The organism is Zwartia vadi (assembly GCF_030410375.1).
Classification (GTDB): Bacteria; Pseudomonadota; Gammaproteobacteria; order Burkholderiales; family Burkholderiaceae_B; genus Zwartia; species Zwartia vadi.
Map to the genome: position 1 here is coordinate 53,399 of NZ_JAUHHE010000016.1, position 18,628 is coordinate 72,026.

Here is an 18,628-nt window from a genome sequence, read left to right on the forward strand (position 1 = left end):
CGTCACTACCGCGCGATAAGAGCTATCACGATTACTTTCTAATTAATGCTCCCGGCTCGGACTGAGAGCCTCCGAGTATCAAAGGCAATCCACCTGAGGAGGTGCCAAACATGATAATTTTTGAATTTTCAGACTTGGCCAGACTTTCACTCGCCTCAATACCGCGATAACGCAAATAGTTTTCCGTCATCCCTGCGTTAACGATATCCTGAAAGTCTTTAATACCTCTCGCCTCGAGCACCTTGCGCTGAGCTTCTTTCTCAGCAGTTTGAAGCTTATAAACATAAGATTCTGATACTTGAGCCTGAGTCAGTTTGTCCTCAATGGCTTTCTGAATCTCTTCTGGAAAGGTAATCGACTCTAACTGAACGGCACTGATACGCACTAAACGGACTTCGTTAAGACCGGGAGGACTGAGTTTATCAATGATCACCCGGTCAGCCGTAATCGCAATATCCCGCACGACCTGATTGATCCCTGCGGTAAAAGCCTGCGTCGAGCTCAATCTTCCAAACATTTCTCTTGTCACAGAGGTCACCTCAGGAATGACCATTGTCTTGACATAATTGGGGCCCACGAATTTATGCAATAGCGGTACGGTCAAGCGATTGACCTCGAATTGAAAATTGAGTTTGACTTTTGATTTAAGCAAGTCAGAGGTCAATACATCGAGCTCCAGACTCTGAACCTGTATACGGCTGTTGTACTGTGAGACTGAATTCCAAGGCATGATCAGGGTGACCCCCTCGGGAATGAGCTCGTCCAACGCCACACCTCCATCAAGCGCGCGATACATTACGCCCACTGAACCGGCAGGTACCAAAATAACGATACGAGGATAAAGGATGACAATGCCGCCAATGAACAAAAACAAAACAATTAGCATCGGGATGAGATTGGTCACCATCCAGTCAGCAAATTTATGATAAATGTTTCTAACAAATCGCATCTTGATTCCGTCTATCAGGTATGGATGGGTTTGCCATTGGCCATGAACAAGACGTGATCCGCCCGATCATAGTAATGGTCGTCATGGGTGATTGCGATGACAGTCTTACCCATGGCACGCAACTTCGGAATAATGTTTTCGTAAAACTCCTGACGGAACTCGGGGTCTTGATCCGCCGCCCATTCATCCAAAATAACAAAGGGACGATCCTCTAACAAAGCCACAATCAAAGCCAAGCGCTTGCGTTGACCGGTCGAAAACTGAAGAGAGCTAAATTGACCATCTTTGATGCTGACTTTACCTTCCATCTGAAAGACTTTGAGCAAATCGTCCATTCGTCGGACATCATCGGCGGGTAAGCCATAAAGCGATTTGAAAAGATGGAAATCGCTAAACACCACGGAAAACATATCCCGATAAGCGCCAGTCGTTGGTTCGGAAATTGAGTGTCCATTGACTAGGATTCTGCCAGCGCTTGGCTGATACAAGCCAATCAAAATACGCATCAACGTGGTCTTGCCCGAGCCATTATTGCCCCGAATAAAATAAACCTTACCCGCGTCGAACTGATAGTCGATCGGGCCTAAAACAAAACCTGCGCGTTTTTCCTGACCGGGATGCTGATAGCAGACTCCCTCGAGGGTGATCGAGCGAATCTGATCATATATTTCTTCCCGATCAACGGGTGACTCTTGAGCGCTTTCAGCCAGTCTTTTCGCCAAATTCTGCAGCGTTCTCGCCGCAACGTTTGCTTGAGAAAGATTAGGAATGCTGACGATGATGCCAGAAAGCGATCCCGCTAAAAACAATGCTGTCGTTGCGGCAGTTGTGACATGTGGTGCAAAATCGGTGGAAATGGCGGGAACGACAAACACCATAATGCCAACAATCACATAAAGCAGAATCTGCAAATTATTAAAAAAGTTGGTGATTGTGACGACGAGCTTACCCTTTTGCTCATTGACTGCCTTTGACTCCTTGACCATATGCCGAGTGATCTCGTAGGCGCGGTCGGAGTTCATCTTGATCTCCTTGTACCCGCTAAGATAGTCCGCATAAATCGCATTCACCTGACCTTCGCGTTCAGCGACGGTCTGAAGCTGTCCGGTTACTTTGAACAACTCAGCCACACCAACAATGAGAATCAGTGCAGTGGAGGATAAGATGATCAGAAACGCGGTCATGGAAACCGTCGCCATGTACAGCGTCAAAAATATCAGTGTCGCAATGGCTTGACATGTCGTCACAGTGACACCGACAGCTGAGGACACAGACTGTGTATCACGCGCGAGAACTTCCATGATGTAATTTCGACCGATTTCGTCGATCTTGCCGAGATTGGACTTGAATACATCACTCATGATCTTGATCTTGAAGCGATAAATCAAAGTCTGCGCGCTGCGAATATTTTCATCGTTCGAGCGACGGGTCACCAACAAAAGTAATACCAATAAAGCAGCGAAAGCAAAAAATTGCCATGTCACTGAATCGCCATTGGATACGTCGGTCGCAGCCATGTTGATCAGTCCGATCAGTGCGGTATTTGTAATACCGACAAAGACGGACAACCAAATCATGCGCCTGAGCTCGCGCGGACTCTCACGACTTAAAAAGTCGAAAAGATCGGACTTCATTAGACTGCGCATATAACCTTCACATCAGATCCGTAAAAGTGGGTAGTTGAATTTAAGCGGAAACAGTCGAGTTCTTTTTACTAAAAAATAAGTTTTTACCTTTCTGATACTGTTCGGCGGCGTAATCTTTCATTTGCTCGCCTTTAAAGCTCATCAAATTGCCGTTTGCCTCGAAATGCCGCACAAAAGTGGCTCCTATGGCATAAGTCGATCCAAAGGACAGCGCAGGTTCAACTGTCCAATTAAATATCTGCCCTGCGATGGGAACATTTCTCATCAGCGCCCGAGTCACCCCGCCGGCAATCGTTGAAGTAGCTGTACCACCCACCAGACCGGTCGCCACCGCGATCGCGACTTTGCGTTCGAACGGAATGTTGTAGTGCTTGCATAGCAGTTGTATGAGCTTGATTTGTGTCCCTGATAAAGCGATGGTGTCCAATATGGGCAATGGTGTCATACCTGCCACAACAGCCCACTGAGACCACGTTTTGACAATAGCCATTGCTTCGCGATGACGATCGCTGACCGGAGCATTTGCGGCCGGGTCAACTGTCTGGACTTGAGCTTGAGTCTGCTCAATTGGCGCAGGCGCATCGGCCTCAGGGCGCTTGAGCTGCTCATCGAACAAGGCTTCAGTTTCTTTTGCTGAACGTCGTACCCTTGCTCTCGTACCAGGTGTTTGCTGGGGTAATTGAGCGGACTCAGGCGCCTCTCGCGTCTCTTGCACCTCTTGCGCAGGCACGACTTCAGGTTGCTCGGGACTCGAACTTTTGGAAACCTTTGATTTCAAAGGATTTGATCCGATTGTGTTAGGACGTTTGCTAGCCATACATAAACCTTTTTACCGCGTCAGCGACAAGACTTCTTGTGCGAGGGCGCGATAATCATCAGCCGCCCCGGATTTTGGACGATATTGAAAAATACTTTCTTTGAATGACGGTGCTTCAGCAAGCCGTATATTTTCTCGGATACGTGTTTGAAGAAGTTTTTCCCCAAAACTTTCAGTAAGCGCGCCGATCACGTCTTGAGCATGTAGCGTTCTCATATCGACCCGGCAGGCTACTAAACCAAGTAATTCAAGCTGTGGATTTAACCCCTCACGCACTTGATCAACGGTTTGCATCAATTGAGCAACGCCAGATAGAGACATCACTTGCGTCGTCACTGGAACCAATAATCGATCCGCGGCTGTCAAAGCATTCAAAGTCAGCAAGCCCAATGTGGGCGGCGTATCCAGAATGACCTCGTCCCAACGATCTTTCGAAAGACTCGACAAGCGCCTCTTAAGGAATTCTTCAGGTGCAGCATCATTTAACAGCATTCGATCCAAACCAGCCAGCGCTCCTGATCCCGCAATCACCGAAATTCCGCTTAAAACAGAGGGACTGATCAGCCCATCGATCGGTTGAGTGGTCGTAAATATTTCATAGCTGCCATACGTCGGTTCGGAAACACCCAACCAGTCGCTCGCATTTCCCTGAGGATCAAGGTCGATCAACAGGACTCTGCGACCCGCCTGGGCCAGCCCAGCTGCCAGATTGACCGCCGTCGTGGTTTTGGCACAACCACCTTTTTGATTGGAAATTGCGATTATCTGCATGTCGTTTAATAGAAAAAATCACGGTCGCTCAGGTACCGTGATTTTTTAAGCTCCCAAAAGAACAGCTGAACTATTTTCCAGAAGCAGCTTTCACAAACTCTTTTTTAAGCTCGGCCTGAAGCTTGGCCTCGCCGAGATTGGCCATCGTGCCGCCGTTTTCGAAGTGCCGAACAAAGACCTTGCCGACGGCGTAAGTTGCTGTCGCACCAAAAGCGGCTAGCGAAACAGAGCCGACTATCGTACCAATGCCGGGAAAAAATTTAGCAGTGGCTCCGACGGTGGCATGGGCAGCACCCACGGGCAACAACGTGCCAAGCAATACCGAAATCGCACCAGAAACGACCTCTTTAGACGCTTTCTGGTCATACAACTCTGCTAAATCCATCACCAATTTAGTTTGCACGCCAGCCAAAGCTGCCATATCCAGATATGGGACGGGAATCAGCGCGGCAGCAAGACTCCACCTGGACGCAGAAGCGATGAGCTTACCGGCGTTATCCAGTCTGAGTGTTTGCTCCGTATCCGGAAAGACTTCTATGGCTTCTGTATCAATAGTGATTGTCATCGTGAACCTTGTAAAAAATCACATATTCACATTGTCACCGCGTATCGATAATAACTCTCGCAATTCCTCACAATAGCTCACAAGCAATCACTTAAAAACCCACCACCTTCGCACGTGATTCACGTGCGAGGTTTAACGAGGATTATTCAACCTCGTCGAACAGGCTTGCGCCATACTTCACGCCTACCGCGCGCCTGCTTTCATGCATGCGATCGCTCTGCAAAATCACTCGTTTTATACATTATTCGGAATCCTTCTTATGACCTCACAAACCACGTCTACCATCAACGCTTACACAATTGATGGCGATCTTTTCAAAGTCATTAAAAATGACGAAGGACAATATTCGCTCTGGCCAGAAAAGAAAGTCACCCCGGCAGGCTGGACGGAAACTGGATTTACCGGATCTAAAGCCGAAGCGACAGCATATGTCGATCGTGAATGGACTGACATGCGCCCACTCAGCCTTCAAAAGGCGATGGCTGCGCATCAGTGAGGCCGGAAACACTCATGCAAGAATCAGTGATGCAAGAGACAATGATGCAAGAAACCCTCGCAAGCGCCCAGCGTTTTATCTGGTATCACCAGTTAATCAATCCAAACTGCCCCGCTTACAACGTTGCCCAATTCATTCGCATCAAGGGTCCTATCGATATCACTGCGATGAATCAAGCGCACAATTGCATTGTGCGCGGGACTGAAATTTTTCGCCTACGTTTTGGAAACGAACAAGGCCAACCTTTTCAACGTGTCATTCCAGCGAAAGATTTGGAACTTGAGCTATGGGACATGCGTGAAGCAAAAGATCCGGTATCAGAGGCCTATACGCTGTTAAACCAGCTTGAACTCGAGCACATCGATCTTGAAAACGGTCCGCAATGCCGTTTTGGAATGATACGACTGGCTGAACAGGATTGGCTTTACTACTCACTCTTTCATCATCTGATCATTGATGCAGCTGGAGCAGCTTACTTTACAGAGGCTTTAGCTGAGTGCTATCGGACACGCGCAACTACATTTAACGACCGCAATATCAGCTGGTTTGCAGCAGTTGCCCAAGACTCAGCCTACCAGGCAAGCGACACATGGAATGAGGATAAAGCTTTTTGGAAAGAGAAGCTTGCGGGCGTTCCGTCACCAGCCACGCTATCCACAAAACCCTTCAAGCGCCTGGATCTCTCCAGGCCTTTATCAGTTTCGATGGATATGCCCCGTTCGCTCTACACTGACATCACGCAATGGGGTGTCAATACCAGTCGCAGCGCCTATGCGACCTTCGCGACTGCCGTCATTCTTTATCTATCAAAATTAACTGGCAAAACGGATATTTGTGTCGGAACCCCCACAGCCGGACGTGTCAAAAACACTCGGACACTGATTGGCATGCTAGCCAATGCCGTACCGCTACGAATCCCTGTTGAGGCAAATGAAACAGTATCGGATCTCACGAAACGCATTGCACGCGAAACACGTGTTGGCTTGAGGCACAATCGATTTCCATACGGTGAAATCGCGGCCATGCATCGCCAGATGAATTTGGATCCGCCCTTTTCCTTTTTGATTAATCACTTGGTTTTTAATCAACAAGTGGACTTTGGAGATGCAACAGGTCTGGTGGAAACGAGGGGGGCAGGCGCGATTACTGACCTCGAACTGCAAATATTCGACCGTTCCGATAATGGTCCTGTTCAAATCAGACTGGATTACAACGGCGATCGCTACAGCGAAGAACAAGCGCGAGAGCACCTCACCCGTCTCTATCATCTCTTGTTGAGACTCCCTTCTCTGAGCGAAACACCCATCGCGTCGTTCGGCGTCCTCGATATTGAGGAGCAAACACGCATAATTGAAAAATCTTCTGGTGCGTCTCTTCGACTCGACCCCGCAATAGAACATCTACCCGCGTTGTTCGAGGCTCAAGTTGCCAAACATCCTGAGTTGGCGGCTCTGCTTTATGAAGACCAAGGAAGACCCACCGCACTCACCTACTCAGAGCTGGATGAAAGAGCCAATCAACTCGCTCGTTATCTCATTAGACAAGGCGTGGGTACCGAACAAACAGTCAGTATTCTGCTGAGGAGATCTCCAGAGCTGATTGTTTCCATGCTCGCTATTCTGAAGACTGGTGCTGCCTACTTACCACTGGATCCGGATTATCCCGCAGCACGACTTCAATATTTGATTGAGGACAGCAACTCTCAACATCTCATTTCTATTTCCGAACACCTGCAATCTCCGGAAATCGAAAAAGTTCTAGGTCAACAAAAACGTATTGATCTCGAAGACTTTGCTGTCAGTCTAAACATTCAGACGCTTGATGCAAGCACCATTACAGACACACAGAGAATCCGTCCTCTTCTGCCAGATAATCTGGCCTATATCATCTACACCTCCGGTTCGACAGGCAACCCAAAACCCGTAGGTGTTCCCCATCGCGGCGTGTTGAATATGGCGCACGCTAAAGATCAGTACCTGAATATTCATTCTGGCGACAGAGTCCTTCAATTTGCCTCCCACGCCTTTGATGGCAGCGTACAAGAGATCTGGTCAGCCTTTGCGGCGGGAGCCACACTTGTATTACCCGCCAATGCGATGCGCATGAATTCCGCGGCCAATATCGCTGAGCACCTTGCAAAATTTGAGGTGACTCACGCGACGCTACCCCCTGCTCTAGTCAAACTCTTGGATGAAAGTGCGCTTGCCCCCCTGAAAACGCTTTGTGTTGCGGGTGAAGTCTGTCCGCCCGAGTTAGTTGAAAGATTTGCTGCGAATCGACGCATGGTCAACGCATACGGACCAACTGAAGTCACCGTTTGCGCAGCAATGAGCCCGCCCCTCCAGCCCCGACTTGCGCTGACCCTTGAAGAACCAGTAAGCATCGGCAAGCAGATTCACAACGTTGATGACTACATTCTGGACGATTCACTGGAACTGGTTCCTGATGAAACAATTGGAGAACTCTATGTAGCCGGTGTGGGTGTCACACGCGGCTACCTGAGCCGCCCGGGACTCACTGCCGAGCGCTTTATCGCCTGCCCATTTGGGACGCCCGGACGCCGGATGTATCGCACCGGTGATCTTGTCATGCGCAAGAAGAATGGCCTGATGGTGTATGTGGGCCGCGCCGACACACAAGTCAAGATCCGAGGATTCAGGATTGAACTCGGTGAAATTGAAAAGACCATACTCGCAAAATTTGAGACGATTTCACACGTCGCAGTCGTTGCGAAAGACTTTTCTGGAGAGCTGAGGCTTGTCGCATATTTGATCAGTCAAAAGGGTGTTGAGCAGCCAGACCAAAGTCGCTTGCGTGCGGAGCTGTCTGCGGCACTTCCTGAGTATATGGTTCCTGCATACTTTCATTATCTGGAAGCCTTTCCCCTGACCGTGCACGGAAAACTCGATGTTCGCGCACTTCCCGAGCCCGGGACTCAAACTGATCAACACTCCTATCAAGCACCAAGAAACCCACTCGAAACAGTCATTTGCGGTTTATTCGAGTCGCTAACCGGCACATCTCGGGTCGGAATTGATGACGACTTTTTTACAATTGGGGGACACTCACTTCTCGCAATCAGCCTTGTCACCCAGCTCAGGGAACAGCTTGGTTGCGATATCACACTCGATAAGATCTTTGAGTATCCAACGCCGCAAGCACTTGCACTGCAAATCGTTTCTCTTGAGCATGCATCTCAATTGACTCAGTCCGAACTCAAGCCCGGGATGGGCCAGCTTGCAGATGGACGAATTGCTCTGTCTCTGGGTCAGAAACGTTTCTGGACCTTGGGACAGTTGGATCATGCCAAATCAGCCTACAACCTGCCCTTTGCCGTCCGTCTCCAAGGTTCTGTTCGTGTTGAAGCCCTGAAACTCGCACTGATATCCCTCTTGGAACGTCACCAGCCTCTGCGTACACTGATGAAACAAGCTGGAGACGGAGAAATATATGGTGTGTTGCATCCAATCGACTCAACAATCAATATTCTTCAAATCTTTACACCCGAATCATTTTTAAAACACACGGGCAGAGAAGTAAGCACCTGCGATCGTTCAATCGTCGATGCCTTTATCACTTACGCAAACAATTTAGCGTTTGATCTGGAAAGAGACCTATCGATTAGGGCCATGTTGCTTGAAATATCGCCAACTGATTCGGTATTGGTTATCACGCTCCACCATCAGGCTGGCGACGGACTTTCTAGCGTACAGCTGTTTGATGAGCTCGGGAAGGCATATCAAGCCTATGCCTTGGGTCAAGCACCTGAATGGGCGCCATTAAACGTTGAATACAGTGACTGGGCCGTCTGGCACACCGCCAAGATCGAAAATCGTATTCAAGAAAAAATCGAACGCGCAAAGGCACGTTTAGCTGATGCACCTGAATATCTGAGCTTGCCCTTGGACTTCCCGCGTGACAACAGCCGTGAAAAGCGCGCAGGCTATGTTCGCCAACAAGTTGAAAGCAAAATCGTTCAAGGACTTGAAAAGTTTGCGCGTATAGAGCAAACAACACTTTTCACAGCGATATTAGCGGGATATGCAACATTGTTATCGCGATTGTCACGTCAACAGAGCGTCGTCATTGGTTCACCGGTGGGCGGTAGAACAACACGCGAAGCAGAATCGCTCGTAGGTTATTTTGTCAACACGATTGTGACTCCCGTAACAATCGGCCATGAAACAAGCGGGTCAGATCTTCTGAGACAGACGCATCAGCAGCTTACCGCAGCGCTGAGTGATCAAGACATGCCTTTTGAGCGGCTAGTCGAGGAATTGAACATCCCGCGCTCGCTCGGTCAAACACCTATATTCCAGGCAATGCTGGCCTATCAGACTGATCGGCCACTCGCTCTTGATTTACCTGGACTGCAATGCGCGATACAACCCGTGACACTGGCGCACGCAAAGTTCGACTTAACACTTTATCTGACCCCGCTCGAATCTGGTGCAATGGAGTGCGTCTTTGAATATGACGCAGACCTGTTCGAACAGGATAGCGTTCAGCGATGGGCTGACGCGTTCGTTCAATTACTGGATGCCTTGCAAGACACGCCAGAGCAGCCCATTGCCCAGCTCAGCTGGATGACCGAAGATCAAGTTCAGGAAACGATCAAGAACAGTTCAGGTCTTTTATGTGAACGATCTCCTGAGCCACTCACACTGGTTGAGAGATTTGAGGCGCAAGTCAAACGCACGCCTGAGGGTTGCGCGCTCATGTTTGAAATCACAGACAATGACTCCGTTGCGCTCAATGATCACTTAATCGACACTGTGACTTATAGGCAATTAGATGAACGCTCCAATCAATTCGCACGCCATCTGCTCGCCCAGGGGATTCGAGGCGATGATGTTGTTGCGATATTGCTTGAACGCGGTCCGGATACGATCATCGCAATGTTGGGTGCACTCAAGGCTGGGGCAGCCTATCTACCTCTGGATCCAGAGGTGCCTATAGAACGTTTATCGTTTATGGTCGACGATAGCAAAACGCGTGCTCTCGTTACAACGACCAAACAGCAACAACGTTTTGAATCGAAAGTATTAACGGCTACAGTCCTCGTGATCGATGATCCATCTGTCGACGCAGTGATTCGCTCAAGACATCACTCAAGCATTCGCGAAGAAGAACGTGCAAGCCCATTGCTACCCGAACAGCTTGCGTACTTGATTTACACATCCGGTTCAACAGGTACGCCAAAGGGTGCCGGCAATACTCACCGAGCAATCGTCAATCACATGGACTGGATTCAGTCTGAGATGCGGCTACGGCCCAACGATCGGGTACTACAAAAAACTGCCATTGGTTTTGATGTTGCGGTGTGGGAGTGGTTCGCACCTCTCATGACTGGTGCAACGCTAGTCATTGCTCGACCTGGTGGGCACAAAGATGCTGCCTACCTTCATCAAGCGATTGATGCTTACAGCATCACAATGATTCACTTTGTTGCCTCCATGCTTGAGCTCTTTCTCGAGGAAAAACATGCTCTCAAACATGAATCACTGCGCTTGATCGTCACAAGCGGTGAAGCATTGAGCGGAACCCTTCAGAGTAAAACCCTGCAAGCTTTCCCTCAGATCGAATTTTGGGATTTGTATGGTCCGACTGAGGCAGCTATTCACGTATCAGCCTGGCGCTGTCGTTTGGAAGATGGTTTAACTCCACCTCCTATTGGTCTCCCTATCTGGAATACACATTTATTTATTTTGGATCCATCACTTGAACCTGTTCCTGAAGGCGTTGTAGGCGAACTTTATATTGCGGGGGAAGGATTGGCGAGAGGCTACCTTGGTCGTGCTGCACTGACTGCGGAGAGATTCATTGCTTGCCCCTGGCTCAGCCCGGGTGCACGAATGTATCGATCGGGTGATTTAGCACGTAGACGCAAAGACGGTGCAATCGAATATCTCGGTCGCGCCGACGATCAAGTGAAGATTAGGGGTTTCAGAATCGAACTTGGTGAAATCGAAGCCGCCTTGCTCATGACCTCGCCTGAAATCAGCCAGGCAGCAGTGATCGCGACATCTAACGGATCAGAAACTCGACTGGCTGCCTATCTGGTCGGACATCAACAACAAACCATTCCATCTGCTAACGTACTACGCACGAGGCTTAATGGGCGATTACCAGACTATATGGTGCCCACATACCTGATCGTTCTTGACGCATTACCGCTCAATGCGAATGGCAAGCTCGACAGACGCGCCTTGCCTGCACCAGACCTGACGACTGAATTAAATGATTATGTTGAGCCCTCCACACCGACAGAGTCATTACTTTGCCGCTTATTTAGTGAGGTTACAGGTCTGGATACCGTCAGCGTTGATGCAAGTTTTTTTGCCATTGGCGGACAATCACTTTCAGCGATGCGACTCGTTGCAAGACTGCGCAAAGAGCTTGGCGTCACCCTGCCTTTGCGTGTGTTGTTCGAGCACACAACGCCTCAGGCCTTGGCACCTCATATAGACATACTGACAAATGAGTCGGACACGCCCTTGCGAGCTGGCTCAGGGCTTGGTACGAATGGCACAGTGACTCTTTCCTTCGGCCAGCGACGCTTGGGAACGTTGGATCGTATCGATGGACCTTCCTCTGCATACAACATGTCAGTGCTCATGACCTTGAGTGCGGCTCCCTCAATCGAGGCATTGGGCCAAGCTCTTGTAAGCGTGATCGAGCGTCATCAGCCTTTGCGCACCGTAATGAAAGAGGACAACGACGGTTTGCTATATGGCCTTGTTTTACCCCTTCCAAGACCCAGTGACTTACTGACTGTAGAGAACATATCTGAAAATGAAGCGTACTCGATACACGCGGACTCCATACGTTCAAAGTTTGAAAGAGAAGCGGCTCGTCCTTTTAAACTCGACCAAGACTATTCTCTTCGGGCGTTACTTCTCATCGATCACTCAGACAACGCTCAATTATTGATTTCAGTGCATCATCAAGCAGCAGATGCGGCTTCAGTTGGAATCTTGGCGCGCGAACTCAACGAAGCTTATGTGTCTCATCTGGCCGGTCATGCCCCGCAATGGGATACGTTACCTGTGGCCTATGCAGATTGGGCAGCATGGCAGCAATCAAATTTTCAAACCGGTACAAAAGTCCGTATCGATCAGATCAAGCAACGCTTGGCTGATTTTCCTGAATGTCTGACATTGCCTTTGGATCGTCAAAGACAAACGAACAGTTCGCGACCCGCGCGTCATGTTCCGATCCGCATTCAATCTGAAGTCATTGATAAATTACGCATTCTTGCTGCAGAACACGACACAACGATGTTTGCAGTGTTGTTGGCAATTTATGCAGCCACACTAAGCCGTATTTCGGGACAAAACGATATCGTTGTGGGCTCACCTGTGGCCGGACGTCAGCATATTGAAACTGAAGGATTGATTGGTTTTCTGCTCAATACTCTTGCTATTCCCATTCACGCACCTGGATTGATGACAGGAGCCGAATTGATCGAACACACTAAAAACAGTGTTAATACAGCATTGAGCGATCAGGACATCCCGTTTGAAAAGCTGATAGAAGAGCTTGGTGTCACGCGCTCACTGCACCACAGTCCCTTGTTTCAGGCAATGTTTGCCTATCAAGCCGATACGGCCGAGCCATTTGCCTTGGGAAGTTTAGTGACTCAGCACGAAATACTTGGCTCTGCAGCGGCCAAGTATGACTTGACCTTACACTTGCGACCAGAAGCAAACGGCACGATAAGTGGTTCATTTGAGTACGATTGCGATCTGTTCAACGTTCAAAGCATCCAACGCTGGGCACGGGCATTTGAATCTTTAACGCATGCGCTTGCCAATCGACCTGACGAGCCGATACAGACGTTTACTCTCATGGATACCGCCACCTGCCAGAATACTCTTGCTAGCGGACGCGGAATATCTGTCATTCTGGATGAAAGTGAACTCACTCTGCCAGATGTTTTTGAAAAACAAGTTTTACTGACCCCCCAAGCAATCGCGATCGAGTGGCAACACCAGCAAATCTCTTATCAAGACCTCAACAATCGGGTTAATCAGCTCTCTCACTATTTGATTCACTGTGGCATACGCTGCGACGACGTCGTGGCAATGATGCTGGATCGCACACCGGATCTGATTATTGCCCTACTTGCCATCAATAAAGCGGGTGCAGCCTATTTACCGCTTGATGTTGATTATCCTGAAAGTCGTCTGGCCTTCATGCTATCCGACAGCCGGGCAAATATCGTTTTGAGTCACACTTGTCATCAGGAATTGATCGATCGCATCATCAGTAAACATGGACTTTCTACACGTGTCCTGAGTCTCGATCAAAAAAATATCATCGATGATGTCACCAAACAACCAAAGCGTGACGTGACCAATCTCGATCGGAGTTCTCCCCTGACTCCCGATCATTTGGTTTACCTTATGTACACTTCAGGCAGCACAGGAAATCCCAAAGGGGTTGGATTTTTACATCGCTCCCTGATGAATCTCGTCAAGTGGCAACATGCGACGATACCTAGTCAGGCTCAACGCGTCTTACAGTACTCACCCATTAGCTTTGATGCATCAGCGCAAGAGATTGCATGGGCTTATTCAAAAGGTGCAACGCTTGTCCTGGTGGATAACGAGACCAGACGAGACAGCCGCTTACTCGCGCAATATATTCAAGACCATCATGTCGACCACTTGTATGCCCCTTTTGTTGTTCTCAACAACCTTGCAGATGCCAAGCATACTTTCGAAATTGACGGATGGCCTGAAGCAGTCTTTACAGCTGGAGAACAGCTACAAATCACGCCAGCAATCCGCGCGGCCTATCAGTCTCACCCGACAGCCAGACTGCACAATCTATACGGGCCAACCGAAGCGCACGTTGTCAGTTATTACACGATGGACGAGGACCTGACCAAATGGGAGGAGTTCCCGCCAATTGGCTATCCGATCTGGAATAACGATCTTTATATTTTGGACTCAACACTTGAACCTCTTCCTGATGGGGTTCTTGGAGAACTTTACCTGGCCGGGACAGGTCTCGCACGGGGTTACTTTAATCGTCCGGGTTTAACAGCACAAAAATTTATCGCTAATCCCTTTGGTGAACCCGGAGCGCGCATGTATCGCACGGGTGATATCGCTTTACGACTACCCAGCGGTGCTATTCAGTTCCTGGGACGGGCAGATGATCAAGTCAAAATTCGAGGTTTCCGCATCGAACTGGGAGAGGTCGAATCCACACTTTTAAGTGAATGCCCGACTTTAAGTAAAGTAGCCGTTATAGCCAGGCAGGTTGGACAGGCATCGGCAGACAAAAGACTCGTGGCATACCTTGTCGCTCAGCCAGGACAAATACTGCCTGATACAGCACAACTCAGAAATACACTCCTGAAGAAACTGCCAGACTACATGGTACCTGCGTATTTTGTCACACTGGACTCGCTGCCACTCAGTCCTGCAGGAAAACTGGATCGGCGGGCATTGCCTGACCCTATCGCTCTGGCAAAGGGGGATTCAATCGAAAAAATTTGTATCCCTCCCAATACTGAGAGTGAACGTCTACTCGTTCGTTTATTTATGGAAATCACTGAGAGCACTGAAATCAGTGCAGATGACAGTTTTTTTGCAATTGGTGGTCATTCGCTGCTGGCAATGAAACTCGTCGCCCGAGTACGTCAGGTAACTGAAAAAACATTACCACTTCGAGCAATTTTTGAACATCCTACCCCGCAACAATTAGCGGTCTACCTGGATGGTATCAGCAAACAATCAAGACGCCGCATTCAGTCAGGCATGGGAAGAATTCGCAATGACAACTAAGCTCACATTGTCATATGGTCAACGTCGCTTATGGGCTCTGGATCGTCTGGAAGGCAACTCCTCTAGCTACAACATGCCTTTGGCTATTCGCGTCAAAGGTGAACTGAATGTCGACGCACTCAAAAATTCGCTTGTCGCACTATGCACCCGTCACGAAGCAATTCGTACAGTTATGCGCGCATCAGACAGTGGCGAGCCAGTTGGTTATCTGCTGGATTCTCCCGCCGTTGATGATATCTTGCACAGCATTGATTTAAGTCAGACTTATGAGGCTAATCCTGAAGAATGTGAACGACTGATTACGCAACACATCAGGACCGAGGCTGCGAAACCTTTCGATTTAGAAAAGGATTTGTCTTTACGCGCGAGCCTCATTTCACTGAGTCAGCGTGAGTCGGTTTTGATGCTTACGATGCACCATCAGGCCGCGGATGGTGTTTCACGAAATATTATCGCGCGTGAATTGGATGAAGCTTATCGAGCTTTTCTCAACGGAAATCAGCCAGCCTGGGCAGATCTCGAGATCCAATATAGTGACTGGGCGGCTTGGCAACAAGACAATCTGCAAGAAGGACTTGCACCAGCAGTCGAACGTGCCAAATCACGCTTGACTGATGTGCCTGAGCTACTTGCCTTACCACTCGACCATCCACGTGATCCAGACCGCAGTCGTCTCGCGAAAGAAGTCTCTTTGAACATTGACGCCTCTACAGTCGCTGCACTCGAAGCACTTTCACGCAAGCAAAATACAACGCTCTACACCGCACTGCTTGCCATATATGGCACGACTCTTGCAAAAATCTCCAGACAACATTCTGTCGCGATTGGTTCACCTGTTTCTGGTAGAGATGATATCGATACTGAGGCCTTGGTGGGATTTTTGTTGAATACGGTTGTCATGCCAGTCACACCGAAAGACACTCAAACACCGCTTGAATTAATCTCACAAACACATCAGATCGTACAGGATTGTCTCGCAGACCAGGATCTTCCGTTTGAACAATTGGTCGAACACTTAGGCGTCACGCGCTCGCTCTCTCATTCGCCCGTTTTTCAAGCCATGCTTTCGTTGCAAACACAAGGCGAAACGCAATTTAAACTAGGCGATTTAGAATGCACACCGGAATCAGTCGGTTTACCAACAGCCAAACTTGATCTCACTCTTTATTTGACCAAACAATCAAATGGAGAACTGACTGGAAGCTTTGAATTTGACGCTGATTTATTTGAAACTACCACTGTAGAAAACTGGGCTCAAGCTTTTGTTCATACGCTGAAAGGATTTGTTGATCAGCCCAATGCTCCGCTGGTTACCCTGCCAGTCATGAGTCAGGCCACACGAGAAGCTGTCCTTTTGCAATCAGCGGGTATGCGAGTCAATGTCGATGCTTCTCAAATTTCATTGATGGAGCGCTTTTCGGCTCAAGCTTGCCTGACCCCTGATGCGCCAGCACTTATTTATGGCCTGGGTTCAGATATACAGTCCATGCGTTACGACGAGCTTGATCGTGCATCCAGTCGCCTCGCAAGGTTATTAATCTCTCAAGGGTTGGGAGCCGACCAAATCGCCGCAGTGCTGCTCAATCGCGGCCCTGAAATGATCGTAGCGATGTTAGCCATCCTCAAGGCCGGCGCTGCGTATTTGCCACTCGACCCTGAGTATCCTCAACAACGCTTGGAGTTTATGCTCAGCGATAGTCAAGCGAGTATTCTGCTGACTACAAAAGATGGCGCGGCGTCCCTCAGCCGGGATGCCAAACCTGACCTCGTCATTGAGATGGACTCGGCCGGGTGGCATGAACACTTGGCACAGCACTCAGATGTGACACTGTCTGTTGCTGAAATGAATCGTCCCTATCATCCAGAGCAACTTGCTTATTTAATCTACACCTCTGGCTCAACAGGTACACCAAAAGGAGCGGGCAATACGCATCATGCCCTGACGAACAGACTAGACTGGATGCAGGACATCCTGAAGCTCAATGCCTCTGACCGGATTCTGCAAAAGACCGGTATTGGCTTTGATGTGGCGGTGTGGGAATGGCTACTTCCTCTTTTGACAGGCTCTGCGCTCGTGATCGCCCGTCCAGGTGGGCAAAAAGAGCCTGAATATATTGAACAAATGATTGACACCCACAAGGTTTCAGTCATGCACTTTGTCCCTTCGATGCTGGCAGTTTTCTTGCAAAGCATCAGTCTCACGACTTGCTCAAGCCTTAAACAAGTTGTGATGAGTGGCGAAGCACTCAGCGCGACACTTCAAAATCAATATCTCAATCGCTTTCCTCAAGCAACGCTCTGGAACCTGTATGGACCGACGGAAGCGGCGATTGATGTTTCGTTCTGGAAATGTCTACGAAACGATGAAACACTCGCCCCGCCTATCGGTCATCCAATCTGGAATACTCAACTTTATATTTTGGATGCGGGACTCGAGCCCGTTACTCCCGGCACTGTTGGCGAGCTCTACATTGCAGGTGAAGGCCTTGCCCGCGGCTACCTCAGTCGTCCAGGCCTGACAGCTGAACGCTTTATCGCCAATCCATTTGCATTAGCTGGCACGTCCGGCATGCGCATGTATCGAACCGGCGATCTTGCGCGCTATCGTCCTGATGGAGCGATTGAGTATTTAGGCCGCGCCGACGATCAAGTCAAAATTCGCGGATTCCGCATTGAGCTCGGAGAAATTGAAGCTGCACTTTTAAAGCATGTCAAAGATATTTCACAAGTTGCCGTCCTGGCGCGAGAAATACACGGCGACAAACGACTTATCGCTTACTTAGTCGCCCGATCGGGAGACAAGGTTCCGAACGATATAACAATTCGTGGCGCATTGGCATCCAGTTTGCCCGACTACATGGTGCCCAGTTATTTTGTATCAATGGATGCTTTGCCAATTAATGCTAACGGCAAACTCGATCGCAAAGCTCTACCACTTCCTGACACACAGACGTCCACCCAACACTTCCGCGCCCCTCAGTCTGACAAAGAAAAGTTAGTCTGCTCATTATTTTCAGAGGTAACCGGGCTGGCTCAAACCGGTCTGGATGACGGTTTCTTCAGTATAGGAGGCGATAGTATTTCTGCCATTCGCCTTGTGAGTCGCGCACGCGCGCAAGGTCTAGTGTTTAGTGTCCGAGATGTCTTTAAACATCAAACTCCTGAAGCCCTCGCTGCCGCGGCCACCCTCGCCTCCACCGAGACGCTGCAAACCGCCTGGGTCGAAGAAGGCGAGATGCCGCCTTTGCCAATCGCCCAAGACTATCTCGCTCTCAAGGGCTCGCTCCAGCGCTTTAACCAGGCCGTTTGCCTGCGCGTGCCCGCTGGCCTGAGCCACGCCAATGTGCTCCAGGCGCTTGAGCGCCTGCGCAACCACCATGGAGCGCTGCGCTTGCGCACAGTCACCGATCGCAGCTCCGGCACCCTCATGGTGATCGACCCTGCCTCGGCGCTCCCCCCACTCAAGCTGCCTGCCCTCGACCTCAGCCACCTGAGCCCTGAGGCTGCCCAGCAGTCGATGCTCGAAGCTTTCCAGAACCTGAGCGCCGAGCTCGATCCACAGCAGCCCGGTGGCATCATGACAG

Annotated in this window: 8 protein-coding genes; 3 read left to right on the forward strand and 5 right to left on the reverse strand. The window is 49.4% G+C overall.

What is annotated here, in order from left to right; translation table 11 throughout:
* Positions 1–31 precede the first annotated feature (31 nt).
* The 5 genes from QWY27_RS13445 to QWY27_RS13465 form a co-directional block, all read right to left on the reverse strand.
* Positions 32–949, reverse strand: a complete 918-nt coding sequence (locus QWY27_RS13445) for a prohibitin family protein (protein ID WP_290198909.1) — start codon at positions 947–949, stop codon at positions 32–34.
* Between the two features lie 14 nt (positions 950–963).
* Positions 964–2,583 (reverse strand): cyclic peptide export ABC transporter, encoded by a 1,620-nt coding sequence (locus tag QWY27_RS13450; protein WP_290198910.1) that lies wholly within the window; start codon positions 2,581–2,583, stop codon positions 964–966.
* A 52-nt stretch (positions 2,584–2,635) separates the two neighbouring features.
* The gene (locus QWY27_RS13455; RefSeq protein ID WP_290198911.1) at positions 2,636–3,412 is read right to left on the reverse strand and encodes a YcjF family protein; all 777 of its coding nucleotides are present in this window, start codon (positions 3,410–3,412) and stop codon (positions 2,636–2,638) included.
* Positions 3,413–3,424: 12 nt separating this feature from the next.
* Positions 3,425–4,183, reverse strand: coding sequence for a ParA family protein (locus tag QWY27_RS13460; protein ID WP_290198912.1), 759 nt, complete (start codon positions 4,181–4,183; stop codon positions 3,425–3,427).
* 70 nt (positions 4,184–4,253) lie between these two features.
* Positions 4,254–4,748: a YcjF family protein gene (locus tag QWY27_RS13465; RefSeq protein ID WP_290198913.1), complete on the reverse strand. Its 495-nt coding sequence runs from the start codon at positions 4,746–4,748 to the stop codon at positions 4,254–4,256.
* A gap of 259 nt (positions 4,749–5,007) precedes the next feature.
* On the opposite strand from QWY27_RS13465, the gene QWY27_RS13470 reads away from it, so the two are divergent.
* The 3 genes from QWY27_RS13470 to QWY27_RS13480 form a co-directional block, all read left to right on the forward strand.
* Positions 5,008–5,244: an MbtH family protein gene (locus QWY27_RS13470; protein WP_290198915.1), complete on the forward strand. Its 237-nt coding sequence runs from the start codon at positions 5,008–5,010 to the stop codon at positions 5,242–5,244.
* 14 nt (positions 5,245–5,258) lie between these two features.
* Positions 5,259–15,044, forward strand: coding sequence for a non-ribosomal peptide synthetase (locus tag QWY27_RS13475; protein ID WP_290198916.1), 9,786 nt, complete (start codon positions 5,259–5,261; stop codon positions 15,042–15,044).
* A partial coding sequence (locus QWY27_RS13480; RefSeq protein ID WP_290198917.1) for a non-ribosomal peptide synthetase occupies positions 15,034–18,628 on the forward strand: 3,595 nt, incomplete at its 3' end. The genes QWY27_RS13475 and QWY27_RS13480, both read left to right, overlap by 11 nt.